The following is a 22,522-nucleotide window of genomic DNA, read 5'->3' as shown; positions in this document are numbered from 1 at the left end:
TAGAAATGATTAAAAAAACGGCATATTTATTAGGCGTATTGACTTTGTCCACTAGCGTTGTCCAGGCACAGGATATTATCAAAAGCCGCAACTACCCGCAAAATTATTTCGTACGTCCGATGGATATTGCTCCACAAGCATCGGGATCATTTGGCGAGTTACGGGCAACACATTTCCATGGTGGAGATGACTACCGAACGCAACAACGCATCAATATCCCCGTACATGCGGCGGCAGAAGGCTTTGTTTCACGTGTACGGGTACAAATCGGCGGTGGTGGCAACTATATTTACATTGATCATCCAAATGGGTATACTTCGGTATATATGCATCTAGAAAGCTTTAATTCAGATCTTGCCAAGATTATAAAAGATGAGCAGTACAAACAAAAACGCTTTGATGTCGACGTATTTTTAAAACCTAACCAAGTACCGGTCAAAAAAGGTGAATTTATCGCCAATTCCGGAAACACAGGTGGTTCAGCAGGGCCGCACCTGCATTTTGAAATTCGGGATACCAAGGCGCAGCTGCCCTTAAACCCACAGCTATTTGGGCTTTTATTTCCGGATGGGGTAGCACCTTTGATAAGAGGTATAACAGTCTACGATCTTGGCCGCGAAGTCTTTGACGAAAATACGCCTCGCAGGCATCAAACGATCAGATCGCTAGGTAATGGGCGCTATAACCTGGCTTCAGGCTCCCCTATTTCGGTCAATGGCAACTTTGGACTGGGCATCAATACGGTAGACAGACGCGGCGGTATTTCTTTTACGTACGGTGTTTATTCGATCGAACTATTTCTTGACAACAAAAATATCAGTACCGTACTATTCGAAGCCATCCCGTTTGACCAAACTCGTGCAATTCAATCGTATGTAGACTATCCTTACCTCAAGAAATCGGGTGTTCGGGTTCAGAAAAGCTTCAAGGATCCCAATAATCCGATTACGATCTATAAACACCTGGACAATTTGGGGATGATCGAATTGAAAGATAATGAGGTGCATGACGTAAAATACGTCGTCAAGGATGTACAAGGCAATAAAAGCGAGCTCAATTTTAAGGTACAGAACAATCCGTCTTTAGCGATCAGCCGCAAGCCTGCCGAAGGCCTCAAAATGTTTCATTACGCTGATGATAACAAATATGAGGCAGAAAATGCACGCGTCTATATGGGTAAGAATATTCTTTACAATGACCTTTATTTTAATTATTCCCAAGGTGCAAAGTCCACGAAGGGATATTCGGCCACGCATTATATCCACAATGCCTATACACCTGTTTTCGGGTATTACAAACTAATGATCAAGCCAGATTATAGCTTACCGGAACGTCTATATGGCAAGGCACTGATCGTCTCTACAGACGGTGGAGCGCAAGGTGGTAAATATGAAAATGGATGGGTCGTCGCCAACGTGCGTGAATTTGGCGGGTTCTATGTTGCTGTGGATACCATTGCCCCTAATATCACGGCCCGAAACCTGACCGACGGTAAGAATGTATCCAATCAACGCTCCATAGATTTTACCATCAGCGATAATCTCTCGGGCATAGATACCTTCGATGCATATATAGATGGCAAATGGGCTCTAATGAAGTATGACCCCAAAACCAGACACTTATGGCATGAGTTTGAGTCCAATCTAAGCAGTGGCTCGCACAGCTTCAAGTTGGAAGTGAAAGACAATAAAGGAAATTTAAAAATATACGAAGCTTCCTTCAGCAGGTAATGAAGCTCCTCTGAGTGGTTCATATACCATGGGTTTTATTCTTGCTTCTTTTTTGTGCGCAAGTTTACACTCCTGATGGGTTATCATCGGATAATATCGTAACTTAATAAGCTAAATAGCAATACATATGGCAACACTAGAAATAGGACAACAAGCACCAGATTTCAGTGCAAAAAATCAACATGGTGAAACGGTCCATCTTTCGGATTTCAAAGGAAAAAAAGTCATTCTCTACTTTTACCCCAAAGACAATACGCCTGGATGTACAACCGAGGCTTGCAACTTTAGGGACAATTATCAATCCCTAAAAAAGGATGGTTATGAAATCATAGGCGTCAGCGTGGATAATGAGGCGTCTCATCAAAAATTTATGACCAAACATGAATTACCATTTCAACTACTTGTAGATGAAGACAAACGTCTTGTCGAAGCATACGGTGTATGGGTAGAAAAGAACATGTATGGAAAAAAATATATGGGTACAGCACGTACAACCTTCGTGATCGATGAGCAGGGCATTATTCAGCATATCATCAAAAAAGTGGATAACAAAAATGCATCCCAACAGATCCGCGATTTGAGCAGTTAATAGGATCATATTCACGCCATCAATTCTTATGTTTACTTGATTTGACGGGCAGTGCGGATCTAATATCTCATATCTAGAATCTTATATCTAAAATCTAAATACTAATATCTATATTTGCCACTTATGAGCAAACAGACAGACGATTTTTTCAAAAGTGTAGTATCACACGCGAAGGAATACGGTTTTGTATTCCAATCGAGCGAAATATATGACGGATTAAGTGCCGTTTACGATTACGGTCAATTAGGTTCTGAACTTAAAAATAACCTAAAGACTTATTGGTGGAAATCTATGGTGCAATTGCACGAAAATATTGTTGGTATAGATGCCGCGATTTTCATGCATCCAACCACCTGGAAAGCATCTGGTCACGTGGATGGGTTTAATGACCCGATGATCGATAACAAAGATTCAAAAAAGCGCTACCGTGCCGACCAATTGATCGAAGATAAGATTGCACGTTATGAAGCTGATGGAAAAGCAGCTGAAGCAGCTGCACTTTTGGAAGCATTGAATATTGCATTGAATGCAGACGATCTAGCGGGATTAAAATCCATCATTGAAGAACATAATATCGTTTGTCCGGTTTCAGGCACCAAGAATTGGACTGAAGTACGTCAATTTAATTTGATGTTTGCCACACAAATGGGGGCCATGGCCGATGGGGCAGATCAGGTTTACCTGCGTCCGGAAACCGCTCAGGGCATTTTTGTCAATTTCCTGAATGTTCAGAAAACAGGCCGTATGAAAATTCCTTTCGGTATTGCTCAAATTGGAAAAGCTTTCCGTAACGAAGTCATTGCACGCCAGTTTATCATGCGTATGCGTGAATTTGAACAAATGGAAATGCAATTCTTCTGCCGTCCGGGCACTGAGCTGGAATGGTACAATAAATGGAAAGAAACACGCTTGAAATGGCATTTGGCATTAGGTTTTGACCCCGCCAACTACCGTTACCACGACCACGATAAATTGGCGCATTATGCAAATGCTGCGGTTGATATTGAATTTAACTTCCCATTCGGATTTAAAGAGGTGGAAGGTATCCACTCCCGTACAGATTTTGACCTCAAACAGCATCAAGAATATTCGAAAAAGAAAATGCAATACTTTGATCCTGAGATCAATCAAAATTACATTCCTTATGTCATCGAAACTTCGATCGGATTGGATCGTCTATTCCTGACAGTTTTATGTAATTCATTGATAACAGAAGATCTTTCTACAGCAGAAAAACAAGATTCTCGTGTTGTATTGAAATTTCCGGCAGCATTGGCGCCGGTGAAAGCGGCGATTTTACCATTGACCAAAAAAGATGGTTTGCCAGAGAAAGCGCGTGAGATCCTCAACACGCTAAAATTGGATTACAACGTGCAATACGACGAAAAAGACGCAATTGGAAAACGTTATCGCCGTCAAGACGCAATTGGTACGCCAATCTGTATTACCGTTGATTACGATTCGTTGGAAGATAACACAGTAACGATCCGTCACCGTGATACCATGGAGCAGGAACGCGTGGCAATCGCCGATCTTGAACGGATTTTAAATGATTTAGCGGGCTGGAATACCTTGCTAAAAAAACTGCTATAAATTAGATTTGTCTGATGACTGAAAAGGTGTCCCTAAGGACACCTTTTTTATTACAATTGGTTAGGTGGTTTTTGCTTCTCAACATCAGTATTCTACCAGGACATTATCACGCCATTTGTCATTCTTAATCACCTGAAATCCCTGATCTCCACTTACACCGTCGAGCAGTTTCCCTTTGAATAGCAGCTGTACATTATTTCTAATTTCGCTGCTTAACTCAAATATGCGCACAGTTTCTCCTTTTCTGAAAACACGTAACTCATAGCTGACTGGCTTATTTTCAGGAACATCTCCCATAAACTGATTAAACGAAAAAGTTTGCGTACTGGTAAAATTGGGAATAATGCGTAGGATGGTGTGATCAGCTTTTTCATCCGATGCTGTTGCGAATGGGTAATATTGGAAAGCATGATGCTGTTGCTTGATATGGATACTGTCTACAAGGTCGAGCCCGTCGGTATCCGTACATTCAAATTTAACTTCGCTATAGATACGTGTCATTGTCAGGACCCGCTCTATGGATTCTTTCACATCAAAAGTGTCCAGTACGGCAAATACCTCCGCAGACTGCTCATGAAACGCGTTAGAAACCCAGAGGCTCCTAAGATCAGTCACCGCAGCTGGAACCAATAATGGTATACTCGAATTTTTGGAGAATAGACTTAAATAATACGTCCCTTGAGGCAAAGCAACACCAAACGTCTCTTTGGCATTAAGTGTACCTGCTTTCACAAGTATCTTGGAGTTAGCATCAAAGATATGGTAATACAATTTATCAGGTAAAATGGATTGATCTGTAGTCCCCATAATTTTGATATTGTCCACTTTAAACGTCCCTGTACTCGCATTGTAGTTACTTTCATCTCCTCTATTGCCGGCAAATAAAGCTATTTTTAACCAGCATTCTTGTGCTGCCAATAGCGGAATAGACGTAAGCTGCTGTTCCACTGTGAACTTGGCTGAAGTAGCAAGTTCAGGCGGATAATGAATAGTATCCGCCAGGTTTATGAATGTCGCGCCTTTATCGGTCGAGTAACTCAACAGTAAGGCGCGAGGCCCTGTCCCAGAGCTATTGGCATCAAAAGTCCAATTAGCCAATGCTGAAATTCCCGAAGCGGGTAACTTGATCAGGATCTCTTTCGCTCCCCTAAAGCTGATTGCCTTTCCGGAAGATGGCCAGCCGGCGACAAAACTGTAGTCGGTTTTACCATTGTTATAATCAATCACAACAGCATCGTCAAGCGCTGAAGTAGGATCAGCACCACCGCTGTCAAAATTCCAATGGTAGAGGAGTTGCGCTGTGTTGTTTTCGCTTGTCGAAGCGCTTCTAGTCTTAAACGATTGTGCTCTCAAGGGGGTGACAATCGTTTCAAAATCCTTGATTTTGAATGTTACCGCATGTGTTTTTTCGTTGCTTTCATCAGGAAGTTTCGAGTTTTTCTTACAGGATGATGCTACGGCTAGCATCACGATGAATAAGCACGAAAAAACTCCCAACGTAAACTGGGATTTCTTTTTCATAACGATGAATGATTTATAAGTTAACTAACCGGCAGATTAAAATTAACTCATAAATCATTAGGCTTCAACACTGTAACTAAAAAGTTACTTCTGTACAATCACTCTTACAGGTCGTTTCCCTGTCTACTTTTTGGACATAAACTTTTCGGGAAGTACTGGAACGATCCAGGACCAGTATATTATTTGTTCCGGCCGGACGGACGTATTCGCCATTGAACTCGTCCCATTCGTAAATTGGTTTACCTTTCTCATCCAACCAAATATAATTATAACGTGAATTTTGTTTTTCCTGTACGGTCAACTGCACCTTATTTTTCTTTTTGTCAATCTTGATGCGGATTTCCTTGGGTTTTTCCACTTGCATAAGTGTTTTCACCAGAATTTCAGCTTGCGTGGAGTACTTATCTTTCCAATAGGCAACAACATGATATTTTTTGGATACGGAGAGGTTCCGGACAAAAATATTAGCTCCTGAGCCAATATGTGTACCGGTTGCTGTCTCATACCAGCGATATTCAAGTCCTGCGACAGGCTTTTTGACCGTAAGCACCTGATCGCCCCCAAAACAAGTTTCCAATGTATCCCCCCAGCGATTGGTGGGTTTGGCTAGCGCATTGGATTGGAGCTGATTAAGTTTCCATACAATAGAATCCTTAAGGTTCACATAATTTGGGTTGCGGAGCAAACCCGTAGTATCCTGAATACATACTTTCAATTCATTTGCGCCATTATGCAGCATTCCCGGGTCTAAATAAATTGAGTCGATATTATGAGCAATCGCTTCATTATTAAGAAGCCATACCAGCTTAAATGTATTTGGAGACGGTTTTGCTAGGCGCAAAGTAAATTTCTGTACACTATCCAAGGTCAGCACATTATTTAGTACTGGTTTTACAGCAATAAAGGGACTCGATTTTCGCTTTATTGAAGCCACGAACTGTTCTTGACAAACGGGACAAAACGGGGCCACAAGATATTGCATTTTGCAATATTCGTGCGGTCTGAACCAAGTTGACGGAGATCCTTTCCCGCCATAAGAATAGATCCCTACGCCATCTTTTCCAAGCCAATATTTCCAGGGAAGAGTATTTACATCTGCCGTTTGGGAACGGTTGACTGACTCGATAGCATATTGATTGCCTGCCCAATACTCATCAGCCAGCTGTGCAAAAGAATGCCCAATCTCGTGGACAGCGATATCGTTGCTTTTGAAGTTGACCGTTGAGGTGGCCCACTTTCCTCCCGATCCGCCATAAAATGGTGAGTTAACCAATATGACCACCTGTGTATAATTTGGGATATGTGTTTTCAATACTTCCTCAATACGGTCATTTTTTTGAGGGACCACGAGACGATGCAATCCGCCATTGTCAAAGCTACTACCAAAAATTGTATTGGGATGCGTAATCGGTACCGCATGATCTCTGGTGAATTTATTATAGCGTTTTGGATATTTACTGAGATCGGTATCACCATGTACGCAGTCACTCGCTTTACAGTCATGGATGGCGCCGGATTCTTCTGATACAGTCTGAATAGCAAACACATTAAAGAAATTACTGTATTGTTTGAAAGGCTCTATCGCAAAAAAATAGTTGGTAAACTGCTTGGAATCTCCTGCATAATCTTCCAATTGGTCTTTTGTATAGCCATCACCCAAGATAACCAAGTTCACCATATGGTTAGCTGATCCTTGGTACAGCAGGGTATCAATCTTGAAATGCTGCGATTGGGCTGCTACCGGCAACCAACAGCCAAGTAGTATAAGCACTATAAAAATTAAGCTTTTATTCATCGGAGTAACAATCGTTAGATTTCAAAATTAGGGTTTTCATCCCCTTAATTTTTAAACTTTATTGCGGAGTACTTCTCCGATATTATCCACTGATCTGGATTTGTAGGGCCCTCTGCGGCCGTCTTTTCAGCAATGTTTCAGCTATAGCAAGTCCTGTAGTTTAATCCCGCATCCGATGTTCCTGCACATATTCGCTTGGGGAATGCTTTGTGATCTTCTTAAATACCCTGTTAAAATTGACCACGTTGTTGAACCCCGTCTTAAATGCAATATTGGAAACGCTTTCAGAGGACTCGTCAATCAGCATTTTACAGGCACGCTCAATCCTAATTTCATTCAGAAAAGTAACATAAGTCTTTCGGGTATGTTTTTTAAAGTACTTACAAAATGCATGTGGCGTCATGTGGGCAACTGCCGCAATATCTTCAAGGGAGATCTTATCGCCAAAATGCTGAAAGGTATATTGAAATATTTCATTAATGCGCAAGCCTTCGGCATCCGAAAATTTCTTCTGAGGAATGCCCGTATACAGCGAGGTCCATTGATCGACCTTTTTACTCAAAAAATTGATCAGTTTTACAAAAGATAACAGCCGGTCTATCCCTGCACTTGTATTGATCTGGACAAATTTATCCTTGAGCGCAACAGCATGTTCGGCATCCAGTTTCTTACTTACATTGATATGTTCCAAAAAATATTTGACATCGTCAAATTCAGGAAAATCCAGAAAAGATTTAAAATGCTCATAATCAAAGAAAATATGGATAGCGTGAATGCCATCCTTGATATCCTCTGCTGTTTTAAACATATGCGGCTCATCTGCATCAACGATATAGATTTCATCTTCTTCAAAACTATGCGTAAAGTTGCCGATCATAAAGGTACCCCGTCCTTTTAGGATATAGGTCAATTGGATCTCTTTATGCCGATGATAATTACTATAAAAGGATGGCAAGATATCTTCCTGTACACAAATAGATCCTTGATAAACCACCGGAACTGTAAATTGAACAACTTTCATCGTCTATTGAAATAACAAATATTAAACCGTTAATTCAAATATACCATTTTTTAAGACAATAATCGTTAATTTTTATCCAAAAACTCGTTGACTTTACTGATAAACCGCGGCAATGTGGGATCTTCGCCTGTGAGCGACAAGATTTTGAATGTCTGTGGATCAACCCACAGGTAGCTTGGTGAACGGTCTATACCAAAATCATTTTCCATTGTAGTCCGATCATTGGTATTCAGATAATAGTTATGCGGTCCCAAAGCAAGGGAGTTACTTGCCTTAATCCATTTGTCTTGATCACTATCTAACGAAAAATAAATGACTCGCACCCCCATTGTCTTTAGTTGTGGCTCTTTTTTACGCAATAAACTAACGTCGGAGAGACTGTATGAGCTGGATGCTTTCCAGAATGCGACGATCAGCATTTTTGCTTTTGAAAATTCAGTCAATGCCAGCGAATCCCGTTGAATATTCATTGGCGTGATGGCTGGAAAGACTGGCATATTCTCGTAGAAATCTTTCACACGGTCTACTTTCTCACGTGCAAATTTATAATAAGGGTGTTTCTGTAAAGTCACATCAAACTGTTGAAGCGCGTTATCAAATTTTTTAAAGTTCGCCTGATCGATGGAAACATACTTAAAAAAGTAAGGGAGCACCAAAGAGGACCGATGTATACTGTCCAGGATAAAATCAGCATATAATTCGCGAAGGTTATAAGGTTTAATGGCCGACAAGCGTTGTATTTCATCCACCGCTTGCTCGTAGGATCCGTCATTGCGTGCTGCCATGCCTGGAAGCTTACCATTTAATGTACCGATCCTCCCCTTTCGTTTTTCTTCCTTCAACTTTTCTTCTTGTTCACGTTTGTGATATCTTTCGATAAATTGGATAAAATCTCTTGCATTATCAGATGTTGTCGTCAAGGTATACAGTCCTTGATGCTCCTGTAAATCATAGTCACTATCGCCTTCCAGAAAAAGCGTATAGGGATCTCCTCCATTAATCTGGATCGCATAGAAACCGGTCATAGCCAATTCGCCTTCCAAGACAAATTGCCCATTCTTCACGCTTGTTTTTGTAAATTGCTGTATTTTGTTCTCAGGGTCTATAAGTGTCACAGGACTTCCTTCGGCTGCAGTTGTCTGGCCAGTTATCTTATAAGCAAATGTTTTCAACAGCGCTTCTTTTCTTGTCTTATCTGTTTTTTCGGAACAAGCGGCTGCTCCCAGCAAAATAAGCAACAAGCAAAAATAGTTAACGAACTTTATAGTCCTTATATGCTCCGTTTTCAAATATCCGAACATTTCCTTTTTTTCCTTTTATTTTAAGTGCGACAATTTTCCCCTGTTCCCAACGCATATCCACCGTGTAATTACCTCTGGCCTTCAGCCCTTTGACCTGCCCTTTAGCCCAGGCTTTGGGCAAGGCCGGCAGTAGGTGAATATAGCCATTATGGCTTTGGATCAGCATCTCTGCAATACCGGCAGCACCACCAAAGTTGCCATCAATCTGAAACGGCGGATGAGCACAGAATAAGTTGGGATAGGTTCCCGCACCGACACCCTGATAGGTTGTCTCACTGACAAAAGCAGGTTTGAGCAGCTGGCGAAGAATCTCCAGCGCATGATCGCCATCCTGCAATCTTGCCCAAAATAAAATTTTCCAAGCCCTGGACCATCCTGTCCCTTCATCTCCTCTTACTGCCAAAGTCTTGCGCGCAGCTTCTGCCCAAGCAGGAGTCGTTTGTGGCGAGATGAATGCCGCAGGATACAAGCCATAGAGATGGGACACATGGCGGTGTGTGGGTTCAACCTCCTGATAATCTTCGAGCCATTCCATCACACGCCCAGATTTACTGATCACTATCGGTGGTGGAATCTCTTTTAACTTCCCTTTCAAGCTAGCTGCAAAACGATCTTTCATAGACAAAATAGAATCTGCCTGAATCACTGCCTGATACAGTTCGCGTACAATCTGATTGTCGATTGTAGGCCCCATCACGACTGCCGCAACCTTTCCGTTGGACATTCGAAACGCATTTTCCGGGGACACAGATGGCGAGGTTACCCACCAACCTGTTTTTGGATCATGCACTAAGGTATGATCATAAAATTGTGCAGCGCCTTTGAGTATCGGATAGATTTCTTTCAGATATTCTTTATCACTGGTAAAAAGATAATGCTCCCACAGGTGGTTGCACAACCAGCCTGACGCAGTGCTTGCTCCCCAGGAAGCCTGTTCGCCCGGAGCAGAATACCCCCAAACATTGGTCATCATATAAACGACCCATCCGGGCGCATTATAATACGCTTTCGCAGTTTGCTCACCTGTTTTTGCTATCCGCTTGATCAACTCAATAAAAGGTTGATGATATTCACTGAGATTATTCACCTCCACTCCCCAGTGATTCATCTGTGCATTGATATTTAAATGGTAATCACCATTCCATGGTGTATTGATCTGATTGGCCCATAAACCCTGCAAATTTGGCGGAAGTGAATTTGAGATTTTTGGTGCCGCACTTGAAATATTCAAATAACGGCCATATTGATAATAAATACTTGCTAAATCGGGATCCTGTGCCGGATCTTTATAAAAATTAGCGATTCGTTCGTTGGTCGGAATGTCCGCATTCGATTTATTCCCAAATAGATTCAGTTCGACCCGGTTAAAAGTCTTCTGGTAGCTATTCACATGATTACGGTACATTTTTGCAGCATTGGAGGAGTGCAATGCTGCAATGGTCGCTTTTACAGTAGCCAGTGGATCCCGTCCATAATAAGACGTGCTCGCAGTGATATAGATAGCAAGGTTGCCTTTCGCCGAAACTTCCAGTACCTGGTGCTTTTTATTGACCTGAAGATCCTTGCCCTGTACGTTTAGTAAACTAACAAATTTCAGATTTTTACCCCCTTTACCATCCGGGAGCGACCCTTCGACCAAAATACCATCATCCAATAGCGTGTAACGGTCAATATGCTCCTTGCGTTCGAAAGAAATACCGACCGTCTGTCTGGCGCCGCTGTTTTGATTCAATTGAATAACACCGACATTCCTGTCAAACGAAGTATAATAGGTTCGCTGAATCTTTATGTCCCCAGTACGAAAAGAGGTTTGCGCTGTCGCCGTGGTTAGGTCCAAGGATCTTGTATAGTCCGCTATCGGAGAGGAGGGTAATTGATAGTGCAGTATGAGATCTCCCAGTAACTGATAACAACCATAAGGAACCTCCGCGCCATTTCCAAAGCCGGAGCCTTTTCCTTTGGTGATAAAGGTTTCATTAACCAATTTCTCGGCCTCGTCATTTTTACCTGCTTTCAACAAGTTCTGAATCGCACTGACATTTTTATAGGCCTCATACTTATTGGGATCTTCTGGACTCCCTGACCACATACTGATCTCATTCAACACGATTTTTTCCTTCTTCGGATTTCCATCCGGCATCATCCCCATTAGCCCATTGCCCAGTGGCAAAGTTTCTTCCCAGATAACGGCCGGTTTATTGTACCAAAGGCTGAGTGGATTTTGCTGAGCGAACAAAAGCGTGGTCTGACAGATGCAGACCACAAGAAGTGTTAAAATTCTATTTTCCATAAAGTTCAAGCTCCGCAATAGTCAGCTCATTTCCTTCAATAAATTGCTTTGGTTCAAATTTTATAAACTTGGTATTGTTGTTCGTTTCAAAAAATACCTGTTGCAAAATTGGATTTGCTTTGATGTTGGAGAATTCGCCCTCCTTAACGCTTGTCCACTTTTTGCCATCTCTACTAGTTGAAATTGTATATTTGGTCGGAATACCAGCAGTCTTTTTGTCCTGGCGAGGCAGGAAACCAATCCCTGAAATAGGGCCATTCGTTTCAATGACCAAAACCCCGCGGTCTGCTACGGTCGCAAAGGTACTTGGATTAGCATCGGTTATATAGGCATTATCGGTAGAGCTGCCTGTCTTTAATTTAAAACCTGTTTGTTTTTTAAGCTCTTTTGTATTGAAAGTAAAGGATTCGTTATATTCCTTAAATAGTCCGAAGTCACTCAAGGTAATTGCGACAGGAGCATAGATATGCACGCGTAAATCTGCCGTTGTCGTTGGCTGCTCAAGTTTTAGCAGGCGATTCGCACCAATGCTGGTCGCTCTGGCCAATGGTTTCCAGGCGTTATCTACCCTGTGTTCAATAATAACGCTGTCAATCCGTTGTCCGAGCTTGATATTTTCACGCAATTGGATAAGATCAAATGTCGCCGGTGATGTTAGCTTAATTTCAAGCGTAGCTGAGGTTTTGGCATCATCAGTTGCCCAATAGCTGTAACGGTCATTATCGGTAATCAGCGATGTTGCATATGTCTTGAAATCATCGTTGCGCGTATTGGAGGCCGTAATGGTAGCACCTTTTGCCAGATTTGTCCGGAAAGTTTCTTTGATCTTTTTACCAAAAGCCTGTAGCGATTTCACGTCATTTTCGTGGAGTGTACCTGAAGGCATTGGCGCCAGGCCAAGATTCATACAGGCACCTCTACCCACAGATTTCAGATAGATTTCAAACAGCTGATTTGGTGTTTTTACACGGCTATCCTGTTCCTGATGATAAAACCATCCCGGACGTTGGGGCACATCACATTCTGCGGGAATCCAATATTTCCCATTCCGGTCGCCCGTTTCGGCATTATGCGATTCGGTCGCACCGGGTACAGCCACTTTTCCATTTAAACCTCTCGGTGTAAATGTCGCCCAAGAAGTTTCAGCAGCGAAACCATGCTCATTACCGACCCAGCGCATATCAGGTCCAATATCCGAGAAAATAACGGCATCGGGTTGAAGTTTACGCACAATAGGCCATGTTTTCTCATGCCATTCATAATAAGTCGTCCGATCGATGATCCTTTTTCCCTCATGTCCGCCATAGTAACCATCACCGCCATTTGCCCCATCGTGCCACGAAGTGAACAAAGGACCATAATTGCTCATCAGTTCGGTCAGCTGCTGCCGATAAGCAGTTGCATAAGCTGGCGTTCCATAATGTTCATCATGACGGTCCCAAGCAGACAGGTATACCCCGAATTTCATTCCATTGCGATGTGTCGCTTCCATAAATTCTTTCACCATATCCCCCTTCCCATTCTTCCAAGGTGAGGATGCAACGCTATAAGAAGTTGTTTTGGTCGGCCATAAACAAAATCCATCGTGATGTTTCGCTACACTGATCAAGCCCCTGAAACCACCATCTGCCGCTGCTTTGGCGATTTGATTCGCATTAAATGCCGAAGGATTAAATAAGGAGGGCTCCGCATCTCCGTACCCCCATTCCTTATTTTGAAAAGTTGTCGGTGTATAATGGATCAAACAGTAGGTTTCCATCTCCTGCCATTTCAATTGGCGTTCGGTTGGCAAGGCCCCATAAGGTTTTAACGTATCTGGTTTGACTACCGTACCGCTGGAAAGTAAGATGGAGGATAACAAGATTGTGAACATATTCTTTATTAAATAAGTACTAGAAAATTAGGTTGTAAAGCCCTAATATAAGAAGTTTTATAAACTTATCCATGTAACATTTGCGCTCTGGAACAGATTGGAAACATGTGTAAAATGCGCCTTCTAGCTAAAAAATGGCCTTCACGAATGATATCAATCGATTGATATAAAGTGTTTAGCTATCCTGTAAAATGATCTCCCACCGCAGTGTAAGTGTGTTTTTTTTATAAATCTTATAAAGAAAAATTTATTTCAACGCAGGAGTGCAAACAAAAAACATAGGTTTGTTATTAATAGAAGATAAAGAAGTTAGCTGTACTACAGCAGCTGATTGCATGTCATTGGGACAAGACTGGCATGATAATTATAAGCTATAGGGCAGAAAAAGGAATATTTATTTTATTAAAAATGATTATGAAAGTAAATTTAATGATTTTAGCAGTAGCATTGGCATTTTCCACTGTCGCTTGTAATACAGCAGGAAAAAAATCCGAAGCAACAGGAGCCGGCGATACCGCAACATCGGTGCAAAAACCAAGTGTGGTGGATAATGCATCGCTGGAAGGAACTTGGGAACTAAAGTCACTCACTACGCCCGAGACAGCCGGAAAAGGGCTCAAAGACCTCTTTAAAGACAAGATTCCTACTTTGACTTTCACAACCAAAGACCACAAAGTCGAAGGCAACAATGGCTGTAATGGTATCGGCGGCACTTACGAAAGTGAAAAAGGCAATTCCATTAAAATCGGTGATAAATTGATATCTACGATGATGCACTGTGAAAATGCCGCTTATAACGAATTTATGAATGGTCTAAAGTCAACGACAAACTTTGATGTTAAGGATAATGCGTTAACATTCATTTCCGGCGATATTGTTGTGATGCAATTTGTAAAAAAATAGGGTAATAACAGCGAACTCTGCTGACATATAGGCGCCGCTGCCCATAACGATGGTAATAAAAAAGGGGGCTTACAGATCTACTGTAAATCCTGAAAAAAACTGAGTACAAGGATGTGCTCAGTTTTTTTTATAAAAACACGTTATTTAGCAGCGAAATATACCATATTAAAATTTCATCTCGTAACTTTACACATCATGAAAAAAGATCAATCTAAAATCATACGTGAACAGGTCGATCGTTCAGCACTACGCGAACATTCGACTCCCTTATACCTCACATCAAGTTTTATCTTCGACAGCGCTGAACAAGGTCGGGCGGTCTTTGCTGGAGAAGAAGATGCAATGATTTATTCCCGCTATGCCAATCCGAATACATCCGAATTCATCAACAAGGTCTGTATTATGGAAGGTGCCGAAGCTGGCTTATCTTTTGCGTCCGGGATGGCCGCAGTATTCGCGTCCTTTGCGGCAATTATTGAAAGTGGAGACCACATTGTTTCTTCACGTGCAATATTTGGCTCCACCCATCAGTTATTTACCGAACTTTTTCCACGTTGGGGGGTGACAACAACTTACGTAGATGCAGCTAATCCTGAGGAGTGGGAGAAGGCCATACAGCCTAATACGAAGATTATATTTCTGGAATCGCCATCCAATCCAGGACTCGAATTAGTAGATTTAGAATGGCTGGGTAAATTCAAGCAAAAATATCCGAATATCATTCTTTCGATCGACAACTGTTTTGCGACACCATATCTTCAAAAACCGATTCAATATGGTTTTGATTTGGTGATCCATTCGGCCACCAAATATATGGACGGACAGGGTCGTGTTTTAGGTGGTATCGTGGTTGGGAAACAGGAATTGATCGATAAGCTCATGTTCTTTATCCGACACACAGGACCAGCATTATCACCTTTCAATGCCTGGATCATTTCTAAAAGTCTCGATACCCTGGGTATCCGTATGGACCGCCATTGTTCAAATGCACTCGCACTGGCCCAAGCATTGGAAAATCATCCGGAGATTGAAGATGTAAAATATCCTTTCCTACCAAGCCATCCACAATATGAACTGGCGAAGAAACAGATGAAAGCAGGAGGTGGTATTGTTACACTTGTTGTCAAAGGTGGTTTTGAACGTGCAAAAGCTTTTGTCGATCAGCTGGAAATGATCCTATATACATCCAATTTAGGTGACTCGCGATCAATCGCTACGCATCCTGCATCAACGACGCACTCTAAGTTGTCAGAAGATGAGCGACTAAACCTGGGCATACAACCCGGCAGTATTCGTTTGTCTGTTGGCCTGGAGGATCAGGAAGATATTATCAACGATATCTTACAGGCTTTAGAGAAAACCAAATAAGTGATAAAAAGCGTGCTGAGGCACGCTTTTTATCGCTTATTTGGTTTTTAGTATTGAGATAGGAGATTTGTTCTCAACATCCAATATTCTCCTAGTTCAATGAAGCAATAGCAGCTGCATAGTTCGGTTCGTCCGCAATCTCCGCAACTTGCTCCTCATACAATACTTTTCCGTTTTCATCCAATGTAATAACCACACGGCTCAATAGACCGGCCAAGGGTCCATCCGCAATCGCCAATTGATAAGCATCAGAGAAATTCGAATCTTTATATTCGGATAATGTCACCACATTGTTCAAGCCCTCAGCTGCACAAAAACGTCCCTGTGCAAACGGTAAATCTTTCGATATACACAGTACAACCGTATTGTCCAATTGAGATGCTTCTTTATTAAATGCACGTACGGAAGCTGCACAGGTTCCGGTATCCACACTTGGAAAAATATTCAACACAATTTTTTTCCCTTTAAAGTCTGCTAAAGATTTATCGGAAAGATCGCCTGCAGTTAATTTAAAATCAGGTGCTTGCTCACCGACTTGTGGTAAGTTGCCTTTAGTATTCACTGGATTACCCTTAAAAGTGATTGTAGCCATAAAATATGATTGTTTAATTTTAGTTTCCTTGCACTTAAAGGTACGAGCAAAAAAAATATTACACAACATTTATTAATATTAGCCAAACATTTACTATGTTAGCATTGTATTTTAAAGAGGAACGTTAACCAACAATAAACACTAGTATGAAGAAATTATTATTCTCAATACTTTGTGCATCACCATCACTGCTCTTTGCACAAGGGTCTCAAGTGAATACACAGGGCGTACGGGCATTAGGCATGGCTGGTGCCGGATCTGCGCTTTTCACAGACGAAACAAGTATATTCTACAATCCGGGAGGTTTAGCAAAAATGGACCACAATGCGGTTTCTGCAGGCATATCCACGGTAATGTATCGATCAGCCTTCAAAGAATCAGGAAGCAATCAAGTGTATAACACGCGCTCGCAGGTCACTCCTCCTTTTTCTGTTTTTGCGACCTTTGGTCCAGACAATGCCCGTTGGAAGGCCGGACTTGGTGTCTATACGCCTTATGGCGGAGCAGTGGACTGGGGAGACAGTTGGCCTGGAAAATACGAGCTCAACCACCTAAAATTGCGTGCGATTTACATCCAGCCCACCATCAGTTATAAACTTACGGATAACTTAAGCGTCGGTGCAGGCTTTGTTTACAACATCGGTATGGTGGATTTGGCCAGATCATTACCTTTATTTTTAACGGACGGGTCCTCCGCACATGCGAAATTGACCGGAACAGGTACCGGGATAGGTTACAACGTCGGCGCCCATTACAACTTTGACAACAATGTCGCGATCTCTTTATCTTACCGGTCAAAAGTCGTTACAAAGCTGAAAAAGGGGGATGCCGAATTTACGGTGCCTGATGCTGTTGCAGCCTCGTTTCCCGACACCAAATTTAGCGCAGAACTTCCTTTGCCAGCATCACTTAACCTCGGCCTCTCGGTTCCGGTGAGTGACAAAGTGGATATTGTTGCCGACGGAACTTTTATCCAATACAATATCTATAAAAAGCTAGTTTTTGATTATGCAGACAATACACCTTTGCTACAGGATACAGAGCAAATAAAAAATTATAAGAATGCATTTTCAGGAAAAGTTGGGGTGAATTACAAAGCCAACGAAAAGTTAGCTGTACGTGCCGGAGTGGGATATGTAAAAACGCCAGTTGATAAAGACTATGTCTATGCGGAGACTCCGGACAATGACCGTATTATGGGTGCGCTGGGCTTGTCTTACGCGATCAACGACAAATTCAGCCTTCATGCAGCTTATGTTTTACAAAAATTGAAAGAGCGCACTGTCACAAGCCCCGTCACACAAATTGAGGGTGCTTACAAGACTAACATTCATGCCCCTTCAATTTCATTCACCTATAAATGGTAATAGATTATGAAAAGATTTCAAAAAAATATTAAGCTTTATATTGGTTTTGCTGCGCTGGCATTGGCTGCGTCCTGTAAACCATCTATCGACATTGACACCAAAGGCGGAAACCCCGAAAATGTAGATTTCAGCAAATATATTGCTGTTGGTAACTCCCTGACTTCGGGCTACGCCAATAGTGGACTTAGTCTGAAGGGGCAGGAACAATCTTTCCCGAATATGCTCGCACAAGAGATGAAAAAAGTAGGCGGCGGAGAGTTTTTGCAGCCTTATTTTCCTGCAGAAAACTATAATGGAAGCGGGTTCTTATATTTAAAAGCACTGGTGAACGGTCAGCCACAATTGGGGACCGTAACTGATCACCTGGCCATCCGTGGTCAAACAGAAGACAAAAAGCCCCTTTACATCAAATACACTGGCCCCATCAATAATCTCGGCGTACCCGGCATGCGCTTGGATATGGCATTTGCGCCAGGAATAGGTACGACAAAAGGGAATCCTTATTTCGAGCGATTGCTACCAGACAATGCACCCGCTACAACGACCTACGTAGATTTTGCAACAACCAAAGACCATACGTTCTTTTCCTTCTCATTAGGAAATAACGACGTGCTGGGCTATGCCACAAACGGTGCCGTAACCACGGATGCCACAAACACCCTGATTTCAGAACAGACCTTTACAGTGCGTTATACTGAATTTATAACCAAATTGACAAGCAAAGAACAGAAAGGGGTCGTAGCCACCATTCCTGATGTGACGGCAGTGCCTTATTTCACGACAGTAACACGTCAGGCCCTACTGGCTGGAGCGAATGCGGCATTATTGGCACAAAACCCCACGGCCACTCCATTCAAGGATATTTATATTAAAACAAAGACAGCCCCTTTTCGGGCAGCAACGGATAAAGACATGTTTATCCTTCCATTTTCCTCGGCTGGGCTATTGGGCAGACAAGATCTCAAAGACCCTGCAACAGGTATTGTTAATCCGGCTCCTTACGGCCTACACCCCGCGAATCCAGTTGGTGATAACTTCGTTTTAGATGAGGCTGAGGCAAAAATGGTCCAAGATCGTATTGTTGCGCTCAACACCACGATCAAACAGGTTGCTGATAGTAAAAAACTTGCTGTGGCGGACATCTACAGTTTCCTGAACAAAGTAAAATCGGGCTATCAGATTAACGGTATCGCCATCAGCAATAAATACATCACCGGTAATATATTCTCTTTGGATGGTGTTCACTTAACGCCTATGGGCTATGCCATTATGGCCAATGTTTTTGTTGATGCCATCAATGCGAAATATAGCACCAAACTAGGAAAAGTAAATGTGAGCCAGTATGGCGGAGTTGCCTTACCTTAGTGCTATAAATTAGCCAAAAGGATCTAAAAAAGGTCATTTGAATTGAACATTCAGATGACCTTTTTTTGTAAAACAATGCGTATTTTTGTTATACAAAGTCATTCATCGACTTGAAAAAGTTTTATGTTTGTTTCACATTCATTCGCTTCAAAAGCTGGGTCAGACAAATCTGTATAAGAAGACAACACAATGAAAACCAGTACTGATGGTAATAGGGATGCAACAACAAATACAATACGCGTAAATAATTATTCTTATGAAAGTCAAATTAAACCGTGTCAATCAAGCTGTGCATTTCGAAGCCAGCAGTGAATTATCTACTGTCAAAGTGAATATCGATGGTTCTGAAGCCATCGGCGGTGAAGGCAAAGGTGTCCGCCCCATGGAATTGGTCTTGATGGCATTAGGTTCTTGTAGCGTTTTTGATCTACACAGTATATTGGTCAAACAACGCCAGCAAATTGACGATATCCAAGTGGAAGTAGAAGGAAAACGTCGCGAAGAAATCCCGCAGATATTCACAGCTATCCACATCAACTTTTTCCTAAAGGGGGATATTGATGAAGTGAAAGCCGCAAAAGCCGCTGAATTAGCCGTGAAGAAATATTGCTCTGTTCATGACATGCTTGCAGCAGGTGGTATCAATATCACCTACTCGTTAAAAATAAACTAAGTTTATTTTTAACATCAAACGCTCGATGGCGATCGCTGTAATTAAAAGCGATCGCCATCGAGCGTTTGGCATTTGTATAAGAACTAAAGCCTGTTTTGCTCTTCGGTCTTATTCGGCTGATTACTGCTTTTGATCTTTTGGTTTCCAATGTGGTACCGCAGCGTGACATTGACCTTTCTTGTATCCCGATAGTCATCAAAATAGTTATTCTGATCGGCATACTTTGACGAGATTCTCATCTTTTCAGTCCTGAAAAGATCCATAAACGCCAGATTGACTTCCAGCTTTTTGTTAAAAAATTTACGGTTGGTCGTTAAGTAAGTGCTGGAATAACCTGTAATCCGAAATGGCCCTTGAATAGTCGGCGAAGTAAAACTGTTTCCGAGTTCTACATTCCAGCCGGCATTTTTGTCCAGCACATAACTTGAACTGATATTTCCATTGCCGATGTATACGTCGTTCTTGTGCAGTAGGGCATCAGATCCCATAAAATAATTCTCATTGTACATGCCTTCCAGCTGAAGATTTAATCCCCAGCGGGAGGTCAACTGAAAGCTCTTGCCCAGGTCTATCCCCGTTCCCTGTCCTTTCTTAATATTCGTATATTGAAAGATCAGCTGATGATTGACATTATCCTGCAAGGCGATTTCCATATTAGGCCATTTCTCGAACCTGTAAAATAGATCCACATTCCAGCTGTTCTTTGTCCAGGTCAGGTTGAGGTTATGTACAATGGTAGCCCTTAAGCGTGGGTCGCCCTGAAAATACGAAAATAGGTTATAATAAGATTTCGCGGGGTTAAGCCATGAATAGGCAGGCCGACTGATTCTTTTGCCATAGGAAAATCCAACTTGCTGCTGATCTGACAATGCATATTGCATATAGAACGTAGGGAATAGCACAAAATAATCCTTCTTGTTGATATCCTTGGGCGCTGAGACTATACCCTCCAAATCGGTATACTCCCCCCTTAAACCTGCTTTCCAGCTCCATTTTTCCCATGTATAGTTAAACGATGTATATAAGGCCACATTAGTTTCTTTATAATCAAACAGACTGCTCTTTTCGGGCCGGTGCTGCAGTGTACCGGATTCATCGTCTGAAAACAGCAGGTCGCTTGTGGTCTTAACGGCACTAAATTTTCCCCCAAATTCTACTTCCAACCCCTTTATCTTTCCTGTAACGTCCAGCTGTGAGGAAAAAAGCCTGTTTTTACTATCGTTATTACTAATAAAGCGTGTACTTGATGGTTCTTCACCTTTGAAATTCAAGGCTGTCAATACATCTTGATCGTTGCTGGCATGGCTGGATGTAAAGTAAGATGACCAATTGATATTCCATTTGGGGCTGAGTTTCTTCGTCACCTGTAGATAAAGGTTATTGGTCTTGCTGGAGCGTTCATGGTCATTTGTTGTAAAATAACTGGATTCTTGTATGTGATCCTTATTATAAATTATGGTAGGTACCTCATATACTCCATATGATCTTGGTCCATAATATCCATTTAGCCCCATATTGATCGTCCATGTGGTATCCGGGGTATATTCGGCGGAAAGTACATAACTATTTTGGCTATTATTGGTATCGAAACGGTCCATCGTGCCTTCCCATGAGGTCTGTTCCTTGGGATAATACACATAATTTGTCTCATAACGGGCATAGGTACCACGTCCAAAATTATATGTTGCCCGTAGATTAAACTTCTCGTTCTTATAATACTGTGTCAGCCCAAACAATTGTTTCCAGGTTGTACTCTTTTCGGCCAAGGCCAGTAGTGTACCCCGATACCCATATAAGTTGGATTTGGACAGCTTGATGTTGATGATCGTACTTCCCTCCGCTTCATATTTTGCGGGTGGATTGGTAATGACCTCGATGGATTGTACATCATTACCGGCTGTGTTCTCCAGGTAGGTTTTCAATTCATCACCGCTCAGCAAGACCTTGCGGTCATTAATAAGTACCACGATCTTTTTGCTTCCCCGTACCATCAGGTCTGAACCGCTGGCCATCACCAAAGGCGTCCGTTTTAGAATATCCCAGGTGTTGTATGCAGAGAGATTACTATTTTGGACATTAAATTCAAGGCGATCCAACTTTCGGGTCAGTCGAGGCTGTCGGCCCACGACATTCACCTCCTCCAATTCCTTTGTCTGTGGAAGAAGTGTCAAGATCAGCGGACTCTTCACAGTATCACTGTAAAAAAATAATTCCTTAGCCCCAAAGTTCAAATGCGAGGCTTTAAGGTAATATTTGCTGTGCGGTGTCAATGTTAATTTAAACTTTCCAGCGCTATCTGTTTTCATTTCACCAATCTGTCGATAAGTACTGTCCAACAAGACAACCGACGCATCAGCCAGCATCTCCTTATTCCCCTTTTGGATTCTCCCCACCCGTATCGTCTGTGCTGTTACGAGCCCTGGAGCTAGAAGCAAAAATAATAAGCATTTCATATTTCGGTATTGAATGTCCAAAATTGTTCATTAACCTTGCTAAATATGGTTAATGAAGAGTTAATGCTAGGTTAAAGCCTATGATCTT

The 22,522-nt window shown here is 42.0% G+C and carries 16 protein-coding genes; 8 read left to right on the top strand and 8 right to left on the bottom strand.

Features of this window, described 5'->3' with window-relative positions:
* The first annotated feature begins 5 nt into the window (after positions 1-5).
* The 3 genes from HPC41_RS21780 to HPC41_RS21770 all read left to right on the top strand — a co-directional run bounded on the left by HPC41_RS21780 (position 6) and on the right by HPC41_RS21770 (position 3,912).
* A complete protein-coding gene (locus HPC41_RS21780; RefSeq protein ID WP_172396193.1) occupies positions 6-1,730 on the top strand; it encodes a M23 family metallopeptidase in 1,725 nt (574 codons plus the stop codon).
* A 127-nt stretch (positions 1,731-1,857) separates the two neighbouring features.
* Complete coding sequence (bcp, locus tag HPC41_RS21775; protein ID WP_172396192.1) at positions 1,858-2,319, top strand: thioredoxin-dependent thiol peroxidase; 462 nt, start codon at positions 1,858-1,860, stop codon at positions 2,317-2,319.
* Between the two features lie 123 nt (positions 2,320-2,442).
* Positions 2,443-3,912 carry a glycine--tRNA ligase gene (locus tag HPC41_RS21770; protein ID WP_172396191.1) on the top strand — a complete coding sequence of 490 codons (1,470 nt, stop codon included), beginning with the start codon at positions 2,443-2,445 and terminating at the stop codon, positions 3,910-3,912.
* 84 nt (positions 3,913-3,996) lie between these two features.
* Here the strand turns inward: HPC41_RS21770 and HPC41_RS21765 are convergent, their stop codons facing one another.
* The 6 genes from HPC41_RS21765 to HPC41_RS21740 form a co-directional block, all read right to left on the bottom strand.
* Positions 3,997-5,433 carry a hypothetical protein gene (locus HPC41_RS21765; protein ID WP_172396190.1) on the bottom strand — a complete coding sequence of 479 codons (1,437 nt, stop codon included), beginning with the start codon at positions 5,431-5,433 and terminating at the stop codon, positions 3,997-3,999.
* A gap of 76 nt (positions 5,434-5,509) precedes the next feature.
* Positions 5,510-7,228: a M64 family metallopeptidase gene (locus HPC41_RS21760; protein WP_172396189.1), complete on the bottom strand. Its 1,719-nt coding sequence runs from the start codon at positions 7,226-7,228 to the stop codon at positions 5,510-5,512.
* Positions 7,229-7,388: 160 nt separating this feature from the next.
* The gene (locus HPC41_RS21755) at positions 7,389-8,249 is read right to left on the bottom strand and encodes a helix-turn-helix domain-containing protein (protein ID WP_172396188.1); all 861 of its coding nucleotides are present in this window, start codon (positions 8,247-8,249) and stop codon (positions 7,389-7,391) included.
* 65 nt (positions 8,250-8,314) lie between these two features.
* The gene (locus tag HPC41_RS21750; RefSeq protein ID WP_172396187.1) at positions 8,315-9,490 is read right to left on the bottom strand and encodes a thioredoxin domain-containing protein; all 1,176 of its coding nucleotides are present in this window, start codon (positions 9,488-9,490) and stop codon (positions 8,315-8,317) included.
* A gap of 10 nt (positions 9,491-9,500) precedes the next feature.
* Positions 9,501-11,840: a glycoside hydrolase family 95 protein gene (locus HPC41_RS21745; RefSeq protein WP_172396186.1), complete on the bottom strand. Its 2,340-nt coding sequence runs from the start codon at positions 11,838-11,840 to the stop codon at positions 9,501-9,503.
* Entirely contained in the window at positions 11,830-13,713 is a 1,884-nt protein-coding gene (locus HPC41_RS21740; RefSeq protein WP_172396185.1) for an alpha-L-fucosidase, read from the bottom strand. The genes HPC41_RS21745 and HPC41_RS21740 overlap by 11 nt, the downstream gene beginning before the upstream one ends.
* 414 nt (positions 13,714-14,127) lie before the next feature.
* Here HPC41_RS21740 and HPC41_RS21735 point away from each other — a divergent pair, with 414 nt between their 5' ends.
* Together HPC41_RS21735 and HPC41_RS21730 are read left to right on the top strand one after the other, a co-directional pair.
* Complete coding sequence (locus tag HPC41_RS21735) at positions 14,128-14,616, top strand: META domain-containing protein (RefSeq protein WP_172396184.1); 489 nt, start codon at positions 14,128-14,130, stop codon at positions 14,614-14,616.
* Positions 14,617-14,811: 195 nt separating this feature from the next.
* Positions 14,812-15,984 (top strand): trans-sulfuration enzyme family protein, encoded by a 1,173-nt coding sequence (locus HPC41_RS21730; RefSeq protein WP_172396183.1) that lies wholly within the window; start codon positions 14,812-14,814, stop codon positions 15,982-15,984.
* Between the two features lie 91 nt (positions 15,985-16,075).
* Here the strand turns inward: HPC41_RS21730 and tpx are convergent, their stop codons facing one another.
* Positions 16,076-16,576: a thiol peroxidase gene (gene tpx, locus HPC41_RS21725; RefSeq protein WP_108634842.1), complete on the bottom strand. Its 501-nt coding sequence runs from the start codon at positions 16,574-16,576 to the stop codon at positions 16,076-16,078.
* A 146-nt stretch (positions 16,577-16,722) separates the two neighbouring features.
* On the opposite strand from tpx, the gene HPC41_RS21720 reads away from it, so the two are divergent.
* The 3 genes from HPC41_RS21720 to HPC41_RS21710 all read left to right on the top strand — a co-directional run bounded on the left by HPC41_RS21720 (position 16,723) and on the right by HPC41_RS21710 (position 19,981).
* Positions 16,723-17,943, top strand: coding sequence for an OmpP1/FadL family transporter (locus HPC41_RS21720; protein WP_172396182.1), 1,221 nt, complete (start codon positions 16,723-16,725; stop codon positions 17,941-17,943).
* A 6-nt stretch (positions 17,944-17,949) separates the two neighbouring features.
* Positions 17,950-19,308 carry an SGNH/GDSL hydrolase family protein gene (locus HPC41_RS21715; protein ID WP_172396181.1) on the top strand — a complete coding sequence of 453 codons (1,359 nt, stop codon included), beginning with the start codon at positions 17,950-17,952 and terminating at the stop codon, positions 19,306-19,308.
* Between the two features lie 256 nt (positions 19,309-19,564).
* Positions 19,565-19,981 carry an OsmC family protein gene (locus HPC41_RS21710; RefSeq protein ID WP_172396180.1) on the top strand — a complete coding sequence of 139 codons (417 nt, stop codon included), beginning with the start codon at positions 19,565-19,567 and terminating at the stop codon, positions 19,979-19,981.
* An 83-nt stretch (positions 19,982-20,064) separates the two neighbouring features.
* Here HPC41_RS21710 and HPC41_RS21705 read toward each other — a convergent pair whose 3' ends face one another.
* Positions 20,065-22,434, bottom strand: coding sequence for an outer membrane beta-barrel family protein (locus HPC41_RS21705; RefSeq protein WP_172396179.1), 2,370 nt, complete (start codon positions 22,432-22,434; stop codon positions 20,065-20,067).
* Between the last annotated feature and the right edge of the window lie 88 nt (positions 22,435-22,522).

The organism is Sphingobacterium prati (assembly GCF_013167215.1).
Lineage (GTDB): Bacteria > Bacteroidota > Bacteroidia > Sphingobacteriales > Sphingobacteriaceae > Sphingobacterium > Sphingobacterium prati.
Note: the sequence above shows the minus strand (reverse complement) of the source record. Positions and strands in the feature narration are given on the sequence as shown.